5 protein-coding genes are annotated in these 19,870 nt (G+C 34.9%); 1 reads left to right on the top strand and 4 read right to left on the bottom strand.

Features of this window, described 5'->3' with window-relative positions:
- Positions 1-53 precede the first annotated feature (53 nt).
- The 4 genes from CG11_RS19935 to CG11_RS19920 all read right to left on the bottom strand — a co-directional run bounded on the left by CG11_RS19935 (position 54) and on the right by CG11_RS19920 (position 15,277).
- Positions 54-1,511 (bottom strand): FG-GAP-like repeat-containing protein, encoded by a 1,458-nt coding sequence (locus CG11_RS19935; RefSeq protein WP_052598602.1) that lies wholly within the window; start codon positions 1,509-1,511, stop codon positions 54-56.
- 107 nt (positions 1,512-1,618) lie between these two features.
- Positions 1,619-3,082 carry an FG-GAP-like repeat-containing protein gene (locus tag CG11_RS19930; RefSeq protein WP_197043890.1) on the bottom strand — a complete coding sequence of 488 codons (1,464 nt, stop codon included), beginning with the start codon at positions 3,080-3,082 and terminating at the stop codon, positions 1,619-1,621.
- 136 nt (positions 3,083-3,218) lie between these two features.
- Entirely contained in the window at positions 3,219-4,598 is a 1,380-nt protein-coding gene (locus CG11_RS19925; RefSeq protein WP_197043889.1) for a T9SS type A sorting domain-containing protein, read from the bottom strand.
- Positions 4,599-4,873: 275 nt separating this feature from the next.
- Positions 4,874-15,277 carry a choice-of-anchor D domain-containing protein gene (locus CG11_RS19920; protein WP_052598599.1) on the bottom strand — a complete coding sequence of 3,468 codons (10,404 nt, stop codon included), beginning with the start codon at positions 15,275-15,277 and terminating at the stop codon, positions 4,874-4,876.
- Between the two features lie 1,307 nt (positions 15,278-16,584).
- Here CG11_RS19920 and CG11_RS19915 point away from each other — a divergent pair.
- Complete coding sequence (locus tag CG11_RS19915; protein WP_081909607.1) at positions 16,585-19,869, top strand: CRTAC1 family protein; 3,285 nt, start codon at positions 16,585-16,587, stop codon at positions 19,867-19,869.
- Position 19,870: the final 1 nt, after the last annotated feature.

Below are 19,870 nucleotides of genomic sequence, written 5' to 3'. Positions count from 1 at the left end.
AGGATTCGAAAACAAACCTAAAGTATGTAAATTACATACTTTAGGCTGGGTAGTTATTTTTGAATGATAATTGTTTGTTGGAGGTTTCTTTTTCCTTCTTTAATATGCAACAAATATAAACCTGTTTCTAGATCAGATAAATCTAGATTTTTTTCTTGCTCCAATTCCTTAGAATAAACCTCTTGTCCTGCACTATTAAAGATCTGTAATCGTCCTGTTAGTGCTTTTTCTAATGCCACCTGTCCTGTTGTAGGGTTAGGGGAAACAGTTATAGCTTCTGCAATATTAGGTATTAAATCTACCCCCACGACAGGTCCTAGATTTTCAAGATACTGAAGAGTAAACCCCCGATTAACAATTGCATCTAAGTCTCCATCACCATCCAAATCTGCAAAATCCCAATACGTATTGCTATAAGATACGGCGTATAGAGAGTCGACAGGTGTACCAGTCATTATTCCTAATGAAACTAAATTAGGACTGGTTGAAGTACCTTCATTACGAAAATACCTAGGCTGATTACTAGTATTAAAAAAGTTGGTAATCATATCATAATCGCCATCAGCATCAATATCATAGAACTGAGCTCTATTCATTACCTTACCAGTTACTATTGAAGTTGAAAAAAGGCTGGCAGCAGGATGATTAGAGGAGTTTTGACGCTGAAAAACAGGGTTTGTTGTTGTACCTATATTTTCGTAGTACCATAATTTATCATTGTCCGATATAGCTGGAGCTCCCCCCATAGAATAACTATACGAGTATATCCCCATAAAACAATCCAAATCGCCATCGCCATCTATGTCTACGAAGGAAGGATAAAATCCAAAATCTTCATTGGCTAAATTCAAATTTGCTACATGTGTTAATACACTATCCAAAGGATTATTAGCAGTACTTTGCAATGTAAACGAAGGATTTGTTGATGTTCCTGTGTTTTCATAATAGTTAAGTTCCTCTGTAGCAGAGTTAAATGGACTCAAGGAGGTAAATAAATCCAAATCGCCATCGCCATCTATATCTACAAAAGAAAAAGTATTTTTATCTGAAAGAGTATCTAGGGGATTATTAGCTGCGCTTTGCAGTGTAAACGAAGGACTTGTTGCTGTTCCTGTATTCTCATAATAATCTGACTGAATATTAGTACTAGATGGTCGATAACTAAAGACAAATAAATCTTGATCCCCATCTCCGTCTAAATCAACAAAGTCAAGACCTTTAATTTGGGTTGACGTTGTAAAACCATCAAAAGGATTATCAGCACCTTGTTTCCATGCAAAATTATACGACTGCCCAACAGCAGGCGTTGCCATTCCCAAAGCAGTCACTACGGCTACGCCAGCTCCCAGTTGCTTTATTTGAAAAGAGAAGCGCTTTAAACGCCCCAATAATTGCTGCTGCTTAAACTCTGTATAGCCATAAAAACGTCCCGTTTGCATGGCTTTTTGAATCCGTTGATTCAATTTGGTGTATTCTTGTTTTAAGCGATTGTACATAGTTTGTTTTTTCATGTTTTTTACTTGATTTTTAATCAGGTAGGAATGTCGTCTTGCATTCCTAAATTTGGTTTGTAAAATAAATTCTTTTAAATAAGGGGACGTTTGTTTTTTGTTAAAACTTATTTTTGAATGATAATTATTTGTTGGAGGTTTCTTTTTCCTTCTTTAATATGCAACAAATATAAACCTGTTTCTAGATCAGATAAATCTAGATTTTTTTCTTGCTCCAATTCCTTAGAATAAACCTCTTGTCCTGCACTATTAAAGATCTGTAATCGTCCTGTTAGTGCTTTTTCTAATGCCACCTGTCCTGTTGTAGGGTTAGGGGAAACAGTTATAGCTTCTGCAATATTAGGTATTAAATCTATCCCCACGACAGGTCCTAGATTTTCATAATAGTAGAATCCAAATCCTGTTACATTCCCAACAGCATCTAAATCGCCATCACCATCTAAATCTGCAAAATCATAAAATACCTTCTTATCGAATATAGCATATAAAGAATCTAAAGGCGTTCCTGTCATTCCCAAAGAGACTAAATTAGGGCTAGTTGAACTACCTTCATTACGAAAATATCTAGGCTGATTATCCCCAGAATTTTGATTTAACTCAAAATTGGTGATCATATCATAATCTCCATCAGCATCAATATCATAGAACTGAGCTTTATTCATTATTCTAGTTGTAGGAATTGATGTCGAAAAGAGGCTAGCAGCAGGATTGTTTGAGGAATTCTGACGTTGAAAGTTGGGAACTGTTGCTGTACCTGTATTCTCGTAGTACCATAATTTATCGCCATCAACTAGTGATGAATTTCCTGTACTAATCTCATATGAAACTAGTCCCATAAAACAATCCAAATCGCCATCGTCATCTATATCTACAAAGGAAGGGTAAAATCCAAACGCTTCATTGCCTAAATTCAAATTTGCCACATGTGTTAATACACTATCCAAAGGATTATTAGCTGCACTTTGTAAGGTAAACGAAGGACTTGTTGAGGTTCCTGTATTTTCATAATAATTAAACTCTTCCGTCGTATAGTTAAATGGAGTAGTAGATGTAAACAAGTCTAAATCGCCATCACCATCTATATCTACAAAAGAAAAATCACTTTTCCCTGTGAGCGTATCTAAAGGATTATTAGAACCACTTTGTAAGGTAAACGAAGGGCTTGTTGCTGTTCCTGTATTTTCATAATAATCCACTTTTAAGTTATATGCATTTTGCTCACTAAAGACAAATAAATCTTGATCTCCATCTCCGTCTAAATCAATATAGGAAAGTCCTTTAATTGAAGTTGACGTTGTAAAAACATTAAAAGGATTATCAGCACCGAATTTTCGATCAAAATCATACGATTGTCCAACAGCAGGCGTTGCCATTCCCAAAGCAGTCACTACTGCTACGCCAGCTCCCAGTTGCTTTATTTGAAAAGAGAAGCGCTTCAAACGCCCCAATAATTGCTGCTGCTTAAATTCCGTATATCCATAAAAACGTCCCGTTTGCATGGCTTTTTGAATCCGTTGATTCAATTTGGTGTATTCTTGTTTTAAGCGATTGTACATAGTTTGTTTTTTCATGTTTTTTATTGGTTTAATCAGTAAAATATTGTCTTGCATCCCTAAATTTGGTTTGTAAAATAAATTCTTTTAAATAAGGGGACGTTTATTTTTGTAATTTTTACTCTTAAACTTTATTTATTAAATAAATATACTTCTAATTTCTAATCAAAATTTTCTCTACAATTCGTTTATTTTCTGTTTCTATTTTTAGAAATAATACCCCCTCATTCAATTTGGGTAGTATTATTTGTTGGGCATTCTCTAGGTCTTGGGTAAATAACTGTTTGCCATCTACTGTCATCAATTCACAGTTTCCTGTTAATGGCTTATCAAAATACAAGACACCTTTAGAAGGATTGGGATATATTAATAGTTTTTGTTCTTTTATGTTAACCAAATCTAATTTTATATCGCAGTTCTCATAAAATCCAAAGGAATTGTTCTGAAAAGAAGTTGTACTCTCTAACACATCTATATCCCCATCGCCATTTATATCGACCAACGCTATAGCAAATTTAGAATTGATAGATGGTATAGAGTCCAATGGAGTAGTTAAATTCATAGAAAAAACAGGATTGGTAGCCGTTCCTGTATTTTCGTAGTACTGAAAAATATTATTATTTACTGCTGGTGAATTTATAAAAGCATCTTTATCCCCATCATTATCCATATCTTCAAACTGAATTGATATTGCGCTACCGTTAGTTGTGTCTGTAAATGCATCCAATGGATTATTTACTCCTGTTTGAATAGAAAAAGAAGGTGCTGTTGCCGTTCCTACATTTTCATAAAAAAGTATGTCTGCTTTATAATTTTCTGTTCCTCCAACAAAACAATCCATATCACCATCATCATCTATATCCACAAAGAATGGATGCGTTGTCATAGTAAGCGTAAGGCTCATTACAGTATCTAAAGGGTTATCTACGCCTGTCTTTTTTGTAAATTGGGGGACCAAGGCAGTTCCTATATTTTCATAATATTCTATCCTATCCCCATAATAATGATTAATCTTCCCTGCAAATAGATCCATGTCACCATCCCCATCTATATCTACAAAAGAATTATATATAACTGCATGTAAACCAACTAAAGGATTATTAGCAGCTGTCACCAAACTAAAAACAGCATTGGTGTCCGAACCAGTATTTCTAAAAAACTGTGGATCAGTTGTTAATGCGGTGCTATTCTGAAACATATCTAAATCTCCATCTCCATCTATATCTACAAAACTAGGTCTAATATAAGTTTGCATCCCATACAAACCATCAAAGGGATTATCTGCTCCTGTCCGTTCCACGAGATTCGCTACCTGACCAACAGCAGGCGTTGCCATTCCCAAAGCAGTCACTACTGCTACGCCAGCTCCTAGTTGCTTTATTTGAAAAGAGAAGCGCTTCAAACGCCCCAATAATTGCTGCTGCTTAAACTCCGTATATCTATAAAAACGTCCCGTTTGCATGGCTTTTTGAATCCGTTGATTCAATTTGGTGTATTCTTGTTTTAAGCGATTGTACATAGTTTGTTTTTTCATGTTTTTTATTGGTTTAATCAGTAAAATATTGTCTTGCATCCCTAAATTTGGTTTGTAAAATAAATGCTTTTAAATAAGGGGACGTTTCTTAATAGTAATAAGTATTCATTTCTTACCACTATTATTACTTATATTTCAAATAATCATAACATATCTAAGATACAGCGTTTTTTTCAATATTCCTAAAAGGGTCTATCAGAACAAATTTTCTATTAGTTGATATAAACGCAGGCATTCAGTAGCCGACATAAACTACTGAATACCTAACCTTTAGATTAATATTGCTGTACGATGACTTTTCGCTGGGTATAGACATTTTTATTTTTAACAATAAAAATATACATTCCTGCTGTTAAATCTTCTGTTTTGACTTGCATTAAAGAAGTTCCTGCCTCTACCTTTCCATTTTTCAAGACACGTCCTACTACATCAACCAATTGCCACTCATAATCATCTTCTAAAGCTGCTTCAAACTCTACATTAAATAGTTGTTGTGTTGGATTTGGGTAAAGTTTTAGTGTTGCTACTTCGTACCCCAGTTGATCTTCTATATTATCTACGCTTACATCTAAGGTATCTACAGGTCCATTAAATACCGTTAAGTTTCTAGAGCTTATGGTTTGGTATACTTCCTTAACAGAGGAGGTATCCCCCATGTTTTGAACAAAAGCTACCAACTGTATTCTAGAAAGAATAGGGTTGTTATTGATATTAATATTTGGCAATTGCACTACCAAATCATAGCTATCTCCTGCTGTCCAAGCTTGAGGATAAGTTTGCCCTGTTGCATTAATATGCTTGTCACGCAACACAGCCATTCTTGTATGTCCATTACTAGTCAAAGAGTCCTCTGTTGCCACGACATGTAGTGCATAGTTCTTGATGGGCAAATCTTCTAATGCTGTAATTCGAACTGTTGCTTCTAAACCAGACGCTCCATTAAATCGAATTGCTGGAACTCCCACAAATTCTAATTTAAATAAAGGATCCTGCAACGACTCTATGTCTAAGTATTCCAATTGAGGGTAATTCAACAAATCGCTCGTTTTACTAACTAGGTTTTTGCCATCTATACGCACACGGTTTACATCTCCTACTCCATACCACAACTTTCGAGTATCGTTAATAATGCCCATGTTATTGTAATTATAATAAATATCATTGGCGTGTATATTCAAATGATATTGAACCAAACTCACATCTCGTCCATATAAATTGTTAAATATAGTATGATACAGTTGATCCTCAATTTGAGCTATTGCAGCATATCCATGACCTGAGAAATGCTCTGTTAAAACATTTCGAGTACGATTTCCTATTCTAACACTATCAAAAGCAAACGCAGTTCCTGCAGGTGGCGTAGGTCCTTTAGCAGAAGCAAATGCCACACGGAAACGCACATCCGTTCTAGTTCTTAAATCATTGCCAATATTGTCCAAACGGTATCGCGCATCTTCCCAGTCGAAATTAGAACTAGACCCAGACCAACCAACAGGTATGTTTATTTGGTTTCCAGGATTACTGACAACATAACCATCTTGATACCAATTAACACCTTTTCCAGACTGCCCTAAGACCTGCCATGTGTTCGTTGCGTTGTCATGATATTGCAAGACGGCACCATCAACACTTCTCCTAGTATTTTTCCATATAGACATTTTGATCATTGGTCGATCTAAAGAAGTTAGATCAAAACAAGGGCTATATACCCAAGCACTTTCTTCTGGTCTATACCCAGGATTAGTTCCTTTAAAACGAGTTCCCCAAAAAGTTGTTCCTGAAAAATTAGCGGTTATAGTTGATCCCCATTCCCACAAGGAGTCTTGGACAATTCCATTAATACTAGTTGTATCTGATGACTCTTGCATCCATCCATTAGCAGCTAAGTCAAAATTTTGAACATAAGGTGTACTGTCTGTTGGATGCACTCGAGGGGATATAATAATTCTTCTTATAAACGTCGTATCACAAATACCTTGATTGACGACGGTTAAAGAAGGATAGAATATTCCTGAATGAAAATAGGTATGGGTATCGACTGGAATGCCCAGTGTGTTTGGCAAGTTTGCACCTATCAAAGTATCTGATACACCATCTCCAAAATTCCAAATTACCATTGTAATGCTATCAATAGCTACTCCATTATTTTCCAAACCATATGGAGCCGTTTTAGGGATAAACTCTACTTGTGCCCCTGAACAACCTCCATTAATTTCGAAATTTATTCTCGGTTTACTGTAAACATATATTGTATGTTGTATTGTATCATCACAACCAGATACTGTATCCAAATAATAATAATAAATATCTCGTTTTCCAGGTTGAGCAGATGGATTAAAGAGAGAATCTCCCACGATACCTGCTATAACTTGGAAATTATTGGTTGCATCAACAAACTGTCCTCCATAAGGCGTTGCTGACAATGGCAAACGCTCTAAAGTATCTAACATACAATAGGTTGTAGGAACATTAACCCAAGCCAACTGTGGTGCTGGACGAATTTGGATTGTATCAGACAATGAAGAAGCGCAAACATCTCCATTAACATAACGTTGTCCTATATAATTGTACTGTATTGGATAATCTACATATACTCCTGGCACAGCTAGGGTGTCAGGTATTAAATTAAATGGAGCTCCCAAAGAGATGTTCTGACCATTGAATATTAATGTCGAACCTGCAATTCCAGAAGGGGTTGCACTAATTCTAGGTGGTGCTGGATCGGTTTCACAATAGACATAGCGGTTTAGATCGGCGTCATAATTTGCAATTTCCAAACCTGCAAAAGCTAAGACAGGTAAGCTATCCACAAACATATAGTGATCTACCGAATCCGTACAACCGTTAATATCTGTATAAACATATCGTATTGTATCTTTTCCATAACCAGCATTACTAGGGATGTATCCATAGGCAATATTAGTACTACTACCATTATCTTGAATCCCTCGACCCATTACATAGTTTCCTGTATCGGGCGTAATATGTGTATACAATAAATTATAGGTTCCTGTAGATTGATTGTATAATCCTGTTGTGTTATAAGCATGGATTGCCATTCTTGGAGCCGTTTCACATATATGGTGGAAGGTATCGGTCTGTGGCAAGTTTAATAACTCTCCAGGCAAATCCATTACTGGTGCTAAAGGAGACACTATTTGTTCAGATAGCGTCAAATGTGGTAAAGCCCGCACTAAAACAGTATCGGAAATAGAGTTGAAACAGCTCTTAGAGGTATCCGTATAATTCATCGTAATAACAACCTCTCTCCCTGCGTATTGAATTCCCATCGAATCAGGATAAAAATAAATCGTATCCGTATTAGGTATGTGGTAAATTCCACTAGGATAAGTACAAGTAAAAGAGGCTAAAGAATCTAGATCAAATCCTCCATTTGAAGTATCTGCCCAAATTTGAACAGAAGTATCGCTTGCACAAATAGGATCCGTAGGAAATCCTTTAAATATTGGATCTGTTGTAAAGTTTCGAATTGTGACTCTATACCTAGCAGTATCTCTACACCCTTGTGGATTTTCATAATAATAAAAAAGCACTTCATCTAGTGTCCCTGGAAGTGGTCCATTAATATGGGGTTTAAATGTTTTATTTAAAGAGTCTAAACTAGTCGGATAAGTAGAGTTAATTAAAGGGTTTCCGTATAAAGCGGAAGTATCCGTACCGTAACCACTTGGAGTAGTTTGACTAATTGGAAAACCTTGCAAAGAAATAGAATCATTTTCACAATAAAAACGCTTTAAAGCACTACCGTCAGCATTCAACATAGAAACATTTGGTAAAGAAAGTACCTCTATCGTAAAGTTAATAGAATCGACACAAGCATTTGAATCTGCATAAACATAACGAATATCATGCACTCCTACTCCTGCGTCTCTTGGATAGAAATAAGGCATAGCAGGATTGGTACCTCCATTGATAATCCCATCCCCTGTGAATTCTACTGTCTCATTTTGTACATAACCAATTCCTCCTGATCCTGCCCAAGTTGTTAAAGTATGGGTATTATTGGCTGTATCAATTTGATACAGGTGAATTTGTGTCGTATCATCATTCAAACAATAAATTGGATCTATTGGAGATATAGCCAAGTTAGGGATAGGATGTACAACAAAAATATCTGTTGCTTCTTCTTGACAGCCATAGATATCAGATACAACGTATCGTACATTGTATTGACCAGGTGGACCAACTTGTGTTGGAGAAAATACAGTTCCTGATTGAATGTTATTAATAAAGAATTGTGCAGATGCTGTATCGATTCCGAATGTTGGTGGTGGAACAACAGGTGTTAATAAACTAAAGAAAATGGAATCATTGGGAGATGTTTTACAGTACTCTCCTGTTCCATTATTAGGCAATACCCCTATAGAGAAAGGATCTGGCAGATAAATTCCTGTATACGCAGAATCGACACAAGCTTGACCTTCATAAACATATGTTAATCCATAAGAAACACCTGTAGGATAGTTGGTTGGATTGAATATATTATTCCGCAAGGAATCGTACCCTATCCCTACTCCACTAATATAATACTGTCCACCTGCTGGCAAACCTAAAAACTGATTGTTATTATTAATAGGACAGAATATAGTATCCGCCAAGATAACTGGATTTATCGCTACGACGGGAGGTTGCTCTATAATAAAGTTTTTGCTAACTTCAGCGATAACATAACTTGTCGTGTCTCTCGAACTCAGCACACCGCCAACAAAAAAGTTTGAAATTCGTTCGTAACTAAATTTCAAATTCAATGTTGTTGCTCCATTTGCTACGTTTGCAGGAACAACATAATACTCATCATTTGGAGCAAAGAAATTGAGAGAATCAACGCCTCCGTTAGTCGTTGTAATTTCCATCAAATTAATTTTTTCCACATAACGAACTCCCAATACAGCAGGGTTTCCAACTGTAGTAACAGGGCTTTCTGTATATTTATAAAGAGTATTACTATAAATAATATTGCCTCTATAAGTAACCCATATACTATCTAGATCTCGCTGGATGAAAACGGTGTCATCTTTACTACAAAGATAAGAAGGAATTGCGTCTAAAATTCTTGGAGCCTCCCAGATATCAATTGGATCTGTTGATTCATTGAAACATCCCCCATTATTAATCTGATAAGTGATACTATCTACATCTAGAGTATCGGGGATAGTATTGGGTAAAATTGCACTACCTAACACATAGGTTCCTGTATAATTATTAGGATAATATTGAGCTGTAATAGGATGCGTAATCAACGTTAAATTACTCAAATCTTCTGTAGTTTGAGATCTTGATATTGGCGTATAGGTTACACTATCTAATTTGACATCTCTAATTTCTACTTGTAAAGAGTCTACAACAGAATCTCTACATTCAATTGTTGTTCCTGTATAAAGAGGCGTATAAGTATACACCATCATAACATTCTGGATTCCATTCACATAACCTGTCACACTATCTAACAACAACAAGCTATCTGATAATAAACTAGCATTATTTGACATACCAAGATAATGGGCTGAAAAATCTCCTCCCAAAGGTAGTCCTACAAACTCTGCTGTATCTATATTAGAACAAATAGGCTGTGCTCCTGTCAACAAATTAATTGTTACAGCGGGATTATTAATCAAATAGAAATTAGGCGATTCATAACTATCTGTTCCGTCCGATAAAGTAATTTTGCCTGTTCGAGCTCCAGCAGGAACAATAACTTCAAATGACCCTGTATAAACACCAGCAAATAGGTTTAACGACGGAGAAACAGGCACTGAAATAGTATTTCCTCCCCCTGCTACAAAAATCACTTCATTGGGTATAAATGTAAAATTCGTTACTGTAATCACTAAGGTATCGTACAAACAAGCTTCAGAAGCAGGTATAGACAAATAAGTCTGTTTTTTGTTTAGTATATCCATGGCTACAGCTCCCAAAACCTCTATTGTATCTGTCGTGCTAAATGTACAAGTTCCTTGTGCATTCCCTGTTGTATAAGCATAGGTTATATAGTGATAACCTGACCCAGCAGCACCTACATTCAAGGAATCATTTATACCATTTGTTATAATAGCACCGTTAGCCGTCAGAGAGGTATACCCTCCTGTATTTCGCAAACTGGTCGGATATAAATAATCGTCTAAACTAAATGTTCCATATGTAATTGGAAGCACCGACAAAGTATCAAAATCTAATAGAAAGTCTGTCGGTGGTGCAAATGATTGTACGGTAATGGAATTGGATACTGCTGTACAGTTGTTATTATCAACTGTGAAAACATGATATAATCCTGGAGTATCAACTTGATAAGATTCAAAACTTGCTCCTGTTATTGGATTTCCTCCCATAAACCATTGGTATTGGTATTGGTTATTACTGATACAGTTTTGACAAGTATCTGTTAATTCAACAATAGAACCACTACAAATAGTTGGTGTTTGAGAGACATTAGTATTAATATCAATTGTTACAGTTCTTTCAGGAACAGAAGTCAAAACAATCGAATCCTGAGCTAAACAACCTGATTTTCTAACTTTTACATTATAGCGTCCAGTTGAGGCATATCCGCAAGCGGTATAAAAAGTATCTTGATTGGTAATAATTGAACTTCCCTCATATAGCCATTCGTACGTACATTGATCACAAGAATCTACTTCCAAATCAACACAAGCTGTAGGATTACAAACGACTCCTGTTGATTGTCGGATTGCTGTTGAAATTGATATTTCTTTAAAATCTTGTACTATAGACGTATCTGCACAATTATCTTTATTCGTAACCACAACATGATAGTTACCTTCAAGACTAATTACTTGTTCATCTAACGGACTTGTAATTTGCATGGGAACACTATCTCTATAAAATAAATAAGAGCAATCTGGGCAAGATGTTAGATTTGGTAATGCGTTAATAGTTACAGGTTGACCATTACAAATGCTTCTATTAGGTAATGATGCAATTGCAGCATTCACTGTTTGAAAAGTTGCTTGTATTGTATTAGAAAAGTTTGTTTGACATCCATCAGGGTGTATAATTTCAAGTCTATATTTTCCAGAAGTATCTATTTGATACGTAAACTGTTGAGTAGTATCTTTAGAGACAAACGTCCCCCCTACATCTACTTTCCAAATATAATCACATCCTGCACAAGGAGAGGTAACTAAGTCTATTGGTGTTCCACTACATACAGTTGCACCATTGGTCGTAAGCGTTGGAGCTAAATATGTCGTATCCTTTATTAAAATAATTGAAGATTGGTATATACATCCTGATGCATCATCTGTAACTCGAACAAAATACCCTCCAGACTCCGTACCTGGAACTGTATAAGTTCTATTACTAACTCCTGTAATAGCAGAACTAGGAATTCCATCAGCCTGTGTTCTCCAAGAATAAATACAACCTGTACAAGCAGAAGTAGTCAGTACAGATGTTGCATCAGAAGAACACAGATACAATGAACTAGCAGAAATACTAGGATTAGCACCATTAGTCGAATTGATCACTACAATAGTATTTGAAAATGCTATACACCCATTATCGTCTATTACCTTTACTCTATATAATCCCGGATTAGCTGCAGAATAGTTATAACCAGTAGCCCCTATGATATTTATGTTATTACGAGACCATTGATAAGACCAGTTCGGAGGCAATGCATATACTCCAATCATATATAACTCAACTGTACTTCCTGAGCATAAGTAAGCAGTATCTGTTGAACTAGTATTTGCACTAGGAATTAAAGCCTGAATTTGAGGAGTAAAAATGAGCGTATCGATTCCTACTGTATCAGATTCAGCAATACAACCATTAGGATATTCTACACGAACAATGTAATCTCCTGTTATACTTGTTTCATAAGTAAAGCTGTCTTGACCTTGAATTACATTCAATACTGTTCCTGCATAACTATTACTATAACTTTGAATAGGCATAGATTCTCCTGTGGCAGTAAATGCACTATTTCTTGCACGATATATATGATTCCTTAATCTCCAATTAGCATCCGAAAAAAGCCCTTGGTTGGGAAATGTATTATTATATCTATACAACCAACCATCTTGGTACGCCCAAGGTATACTATAATTATTAGGAGCTATTGGAATAATAGCATTTTTGTCTCCAACAGCATCTACAACTTGCGAATTAAACACTATTTCTACTGCATCATTACCATCTAATACATTAAATCCTGCATTTGATAATGTAGGTGCAAAACCAAATAAATTTGTAAAAGCAGCACTATTATCTGTTATATAAATATAATTACCAGCAGTAATTCCTCCAGAAAGAGGGTACGATAAGACAGAAGTAGCTGTCCCCGCTTCATATATCTCCAAAGTATAAGCACTAAGATTGGATATGTCATCTATTGCGTATAATTCTATTCCCTTAGGTTCTCCAGGTCTATTACCATCAAAAATACCTGAAATAATTAAACTTGATGCATGAGTTTCAAAAACAACACTTTTTACTTCTAAATCTACAACAGAGTTTAATTGCCCACAATTTCCAGTATTATTGGTAGGACAACTGGTCCAAGCTCCTGGAGATATAAGCCAATCACTCTCTACAAAAGAAGGGCTAAAGGAACGATTATCATTACTTTTAGCCCACCCTACAGTATAGTCCCATGTTACGGATCCTGTATAAGTAGTATCTCCAAATAAGTCTATTAAAACAGTACCATTTCTATAAAGAAGAATAGCATCATTTCCATCTATTGAATCAATAATAGGGTCACTATGTTGAACTCCACCTAAGCTTGGGAAGAAAGAATTTAGCCTTCCCAAATCATCTGTTAAATAAACATAAGCACCTGCATTGACAGCAGTATTGGGAAAAGTATAGGATGGTGCTGTTGTAACTTGACCAGCACCATTTAAGACAGTTTTAATGCTGTAAATACTCAAATCAGGAATGTAGTTTGTTGCATAAAACTCTATTCCTTTAACCTTATTACCTCCTGTAGTATCTGAAAATACAGCTGATAGAATTAAGCCATTGACTGGAGTTGCTGGTGTTGAATACGTTTCTACAGGCATACTATCCGATCCCCAAAAACTATTATCTCTATCTACATTAAAATGATCTTGTCCGAACAACCATTCTGTAGTCACAAAAGTAGTTGATGGATTGACGTTAGGTCTTCGGTAAGCCCATCCTGTATCATAAGTCCAAGCACTAGGATAAACATTCGCAGCTGTTACAGCATTTGTATCTCCAAAAACATCTGCTAGCGATAATGCTCCCCCATTATTATAATAAATTTCAATAACATCATTTCCATCTATATTTGCCGTAGCATCTTCATAATCTGGCAAAAAACCAAAAAACTCTGCAAATTCATCTTGGTCATCTGTTATATATATATATGTTTCTGAAGCTAGTGCTCTTGCGGGAAAAGAAAATGTACTTAATCCTCCTGTAACAGCACCTCCATCTCTCCATACATTAAAACTATAACGACTTAAATCTGGGATATTCCCTATAGCATATAATTCAACACCATTAGGTCCACCATCAGGTCTTGTTCCATTAAAAACACCCGATATTATCAATTTTCCTTCTTCTGGATAATCATAATAATTCCACTCATACTTACAACCATTACAGTCAATCGTTGTCAAAACAGATGTATTACTATCACAAATCCCCATAGTAGAAGCTGTTAAAAACGGTTTGGTTACAGTGGTTGTTTTAACAATAACGATTTTTGAGTTCTCTCGGCAATTTGGTGCCGCCCCAGGGCTAGTCACTTCCACATAATATTCACCAGGAACATCTGTCATCAAAACCGTATTAGTTTCGCCTGTCATTAAACTATCTGGGCTATTATATGAATCATGTCTGAACCATTGATAAGAACAACCTGGGCAAGAGTTTGATACAGATATTGAGATTGGAGGTGCTGTAGAAGAACCTACTGGTCTGCAAATGTAAAATGAATCACCACTTATTTGTGGTTGCATCAAAGTTGTAGCGGTTACTTGAAGTGAAGAAGAAACACCTGTGCACCCATTCGGAGAGTTATCTGTAACCGTAACAGTATAAGATCCAGGAGAATAAGCAAATGCAAAAGGACCTGTTGTTCCGTCACTCCAAACATAGGTACAGTTAGGACAATCTGCCAATGAAACAGATGGTCTTAAAGTTAAAGGATCTCCATTACATATAACTGTTGTATTTTGGTTGTTGGTGTTGGTACTTTGAATTGTAGGGAAACATGGATTGATAGAACTCATCCCAGTCACTGCAAACGTATAAACCATTTCATCTGCATCATTATTATCAATACGAACTGTCGTATTTCGACTACCTGTAGAGCTTGGAGTGAACGTCAATGTAAATGTCATAGTTGCTCCTGCTCCTATAGAAATAGGTAAAGAAATTCCTCCTATTACAAAATCTCCCGAATGCCCCCCATTAACTACTATTGAGTTAATTGACAATGGCGATGAACCTGCTGTATTATCTATGGTAAAGGTATGCACAGCATTCCCCCCAATGTAAACAGTTCCAAAATCAGTATCATCTGTAAGATCTGGGGTAACATCCCCTGATGTTATAGAAATACCATTACCTAAAATATCAATTTCTGGCTGAGCAAATATTTGTAAGGAAAAGGATGTAAAAAGAAAAGATAAAAAAAAATAACGTAAAGATTTTAGCTGCATAGTGGTAACATTTAAACTATTTTAAATGGGAAGTCCTTTCATATTTTGGCGAAACAAAATACGATTTTTTAGCTAGTATCTAGGTTATTTTTTTAGAATTTTATTAATTAAAGTTTTTGTGTATTAATGTAATACACAACAAAACTTGTAATTGCCCAATTACAAGTATATCAAAATTCTTATACTAAATTATAAAAAAATCATAAAAAGAGAAAAAAAATGATTTTTTATTTTTTTTAAATTTATCTTAGATAATTGTTCTTTTATCTAATTTAAAAAGTCATAGATGTAGTACTTTTCATATCGTCAATACAAAAAATATTAAAAAAGCTAGTGTTTTCATTTTTTACTAATTTTAAAAGCTTATTGAGGTTATATACTAACAAAAGAGATAAAAATTTAAGTAAGTGGGCAAAAAAAAATATAATTAAAAAATAGCCTTATTTTTAGTGTTAATCGAAGAAGGTAAGTGCGGCTTTATCTACGGTGCTACTTCGTGGTAGCGAGTTAAAGCAAATTTTTCTGATAAAGAATAGCGCAAAAAGAAGGTTCTTTACCTCGTGAGGTCGCTTTGCTTAGTTAGTTGCGCTACTACTTCGTCGTTTATATAATTTTTGCTGAACGATTACTTATGTATGTGCAATTAACCGTCAACTAATATTATTGGAGATGTTTAAAGTAATACTTCATTGAAAAATTAGACAAAAATAAAAGAATAAAAATTAGTAAGTTTGAATCTAAAATAAATAGCTCATTGAATACATAAATAAAATATCAAATTCGAATAAACATAGAAAACTAACAGTATTTTAACCACTGCATTCCAACAAAAATAAGGCAAAATATAGATCTTCTTTTTAACAAGTATTAAAACCTTTATCAATGAAATAATTCAAATTTTTGCGCAACATAAAATAACACAATTCACCTATAATTATTTTACCTTATTTACTTTCTACAGTCGAATTACTCTACATAATGGGTTATAAATGAATGGTTATAATAATATGACAAGTAAATTTACAATAAATTTTAGCACCTAATCATAACCTACAATTAAGCTATTGCAAAGTTTTTTAAAGAAATTAGGAGCAAGATTTAACCAGCAACACCTTATCAGTTATTTAAATCAAGCACTCATTCAAAGCTTACGCAACTTTTTTATTTAGTTGTGAATTCTAAGACTTGCTGTTGATACTCATCTCAACATCACTCCATATTCCTTTTTACCTTAGTATTTATTTCAGTATTAACATGCAGGCTAAGTTCGACTTTATATTAAAAACATATTTAACATTTAACTACAAATGAATATGCCATTTTTTCTAGCCCCAAAAAGATATCTATGCTTTGTTTTTTTAGCCGTCTTATATTCCCAATCAGTTGCCCAGTCTCCTCCTACATTATTCAGCTTATTAAAACCAGCATCAACAAAAGTTACCTTTAATAATCAATTAACTTCTAATGATACGATAAATATTTTTAGAGATGGATATTTTTATAATGGTGGCGGGGTTGCAATTGGGGATATCAATAACGATAACCTGCCTGATATCTATCTCGTAGGCAACATGGTTGAAGATAAATTATATATCAATAAAGGAGATTTTTTATTTGAAGACATTACAAACAATGCAATTAGGTCTGGGCAAGAGGGCTGGCACACAGGGGTAACAATGGTTGACCTTAACAATGATGGCTTCTTAGATATTTATGTTAGCAGAGCAGGAGCTCCTTCTAATGATAATTTCAAGAAAAATTTACTTTATATAAATAATGGCGATTTAACTTTTACAGATAAAGCTGAAGAATATGGTCTAGCAGATATATCTTCTACTACTCAGACTACATTTTTCGATTTTGACTTAGATGGAGACTTAGATTGTTACATCATGAATACTCCAATATCTGAGTTAGGCTCTAGTATTCTTGACCCAAATAGTAGCATTCCTACCACAGAAAGGAGTATGTCGGATAGATTGTTAGAGAACAAAAATGGGAAATTTATAGATATATCTAGTAAAACAGGCATTAATAACCATGCTTTCGGATTGGGAATAGGTATTTCAGACCTAAACAACGATTCATATCCTGATGTATACATATCCAATGATTTTGAGAAGTGTGATAATTTATTTATTAATAAAAAAGATTCTTTTGAAAATGCTGTTCGACAATTCACACGACATGTTCCTAATTTTGGAATGGGAGTTGATATAGCAGATTTTAATAATGATGGATATCCCGACATATTCCAAGTTGATATGGCCTTTTCTAAACACATTGATTCTAAAAGAAAAATGCCGAGTATGTCTACCAATCTTTTTTATAATCGAGTTAAAAATGGAGAATATTACCAGTATATGTCTAATGCACTGCAACTTAATAATGGTAATAATACATTTAGTGATATTGCATATCTTGCAGGGGTAGCAAAAACAGAATGGAGTTGGGGAGCGTTATTTGCAGATCTTGACAACGACGGTTTTAAAGATATTATAGTTACGAACGGTTATCAAGTAGACGTAAGAGATAGAGATACACACAAAAAAATGTACAATAGTATATCTTTCAAGGATAAAAACTTTGAGCAAATTATTTTAAAGGCTGTGAGTATTTCACCAAGAACCAAAGAGCATAATTATCTTTTTCGAAATAAAGGAGATTTGACTTTTGAAAAAAAGACTGAAGATTGGGGGTTTAATAAGAAAATTAATTCTAATGGTGTTGCCTATGGAGACTTAGATAATGATGGTGATCTTGATTTAGTTGTCAATAATTTAGATTCAATTGCAAGTATCTATCGAAACAATGGCAATGACAATAATTACCTTGGTATTCAACTAATTGGTCCTCCAAAAAATCGATTTGCAATTGGTAGCAAAGTAACAGTATATAGTGATAGTATGACTCAAACTCTAGAATTATATCCTACACGTGGTTTTCAATCTTCTGTTGACTATAAATTACATTTTGGATTAGGTCAGCAAAACAAAATTAACCAACTAGTTGTACAGTGGCCAGACACAAAAAAAACTGTTTTGAAAAATATTAAACCCAACAAGACTATAACTGTTGATTATAACAAATCTTCATTTAGAAAAGTAAAATCTCCTAAGAATAATCCTTTTTTTAAAGATGTATCATCCCAGTTAAAACTACCATTTAAACACACCGAAAACTATTACCCTGATTTTAAACGAGAAGTGCTGCTTCCTCACAAGTTGTCTGCGCAAGGTCCCTGCTTGGCTGTTGGAGATATTAATAACGATGGACTAGATGACTATTTTATAGGAGGAGCTCGCACACAATTAGGGGCTTTATTTCTTCAAAAAGACGCATCTTTTATCATGGATTCTTCCATCATTCATACATTAAAACCCAATAGTGTTAGCGAAGATGTTGGTGCTCTATTTTTTGACTATGACAATGACAATGATTTAGATTTGTACGTATGTAGTGGGGGAAATGAATATTATATTGACGATTATCGCTTCCAAGATCGTTTGTATCAAAACAACAACGGTCAGTTCAAAAAAATAGATCATCTTCCTAAAATGCACACAAGCACACAGGTAGTCAAAGCAGCTGATTTTGATCAAGATGGGGATTTGGACTTATTTGTTGGAGGACGCTTAGTCCCAGGCAAATACCCATCAGCACCACGTAGTTACTTGCTTCAAAACAACAATGGGCAATTTATAGATGTTACAGAAAAATATTGTCAAGATTTAATGTACCCAGGCATGGTTACAGGCGCTGAATTTGGAGATGTAAATGGAGACGGACTCCTAGACCTAACACTACTTGGAGAATGGATGCCAATGATGACATTTCTCAACAAGGGGCAATCATTTGAAAAAATGCCCATACAACAAGAAAGTGAAAGCCTTTGGTTTAGCTTAAAGGCTGTCGATTTAGACAACGATGGGGATTTAGATTTTGTAGGAGGGAACTTAGGCAAAAACTGCAAGTTTAAAGGAAATTTAGAAAAACCTTTTAATATTTATGCAGACGACTTTGATGATAATGGTACTTGGGACATGATGATGAGTAGTTATGAGGGTGACAAGAATTACCCTGTCAGAGGTCGTGACTGTAGCTCAGAGCAAATGCCATTTATCACAGATAGCTTTCCAACTTTCAAAGCATATGCAATTGCTGAAATCACTGAAATATGTGGTCCCAAAATCGATACAGCGCTACACTTAACAGCTCGTGGGTTCTATACTTCTGTATTTTTAAATGATGGCAAAGGGCAGTTTACGATGAAAAAACTACCAAACGAAGCACAATTTTCACCAACTAAAGATATTTTAGTAGAAGATGTTAATAAAGATGGCCATATTGATCTAATTTTGGTTGGCAATATGTATGATACCGAGGTGGAAACGGTTCGATATGACGCTGGTCGTGGAACAGTTTTGCTGGGTAATGGTAAGGGAAGCTTTGCCCCACTATCTCCTGTAGAATCTGGTTTTTTTGCTTGGGATAATGTCAAACAAATTCGAAAAATAAAAATTGGGAAACGACAAGTCTATCTTCTAGCCGTTAACAATGGAAAACTCATAGCATTTGAAAAAATAAGATAAA

The sequence above is a fragment of the Aureispira sp. CCB-QB1 genome (genome assembly GCF_000724545.1).
In the GTDB taxonomy this organism is placed as follows: Bacteria; Bacteroidota; Bacteroidia; order Chitinophagales; family Saprospiraceae; genus Aureispira.
The sequence above is the reverse complement of the archived record's forward strand: the minus strand, read 5'-3'. Positions and strand labels throughout refer to the sequence as shown.

What these genes read in the sequence shown, in the direction of transcription:
- CG11_RS19935 (WP_052598602.1), bottom strand. Translation starts at nt 1,511, where the DNA reads ATGAAAAAACAAACTATGTACAATCGCTTAAAACAAGAATACACCAAA.
- CG11_RS19915 (WP_081909607.1), top strand. Translation starts at nt 16,585, where the DNA reads ATGAATATGCCATTTTTTCTAGCCCCAAAAAGATATCTATGCTTTGTT.
- CG11_RS19920 (WP_052598599.1), bottom strand. Translation starts at nt 15,277, where the DNA reads ATGCAGCTAAAATCTTTACGTTATTTTTTTTTATCTTTTCTTTTTACA.
- CG11_RS19925 (WP_197043889.1), bottom strand. Translation starts at nt 4,598, where the DNA reads ATGAAAAAACAAACTATGTACAATCGCTTAAAACAAGAATACACCAAA.
- CG11_RS19930 (WP_197043890.1), bottom strand. Translation starts at nt 3,082, where the DNA reads ATGAAAAAACAAACTATGTACAATCGCTTAAAACAAGAATACACCAAA.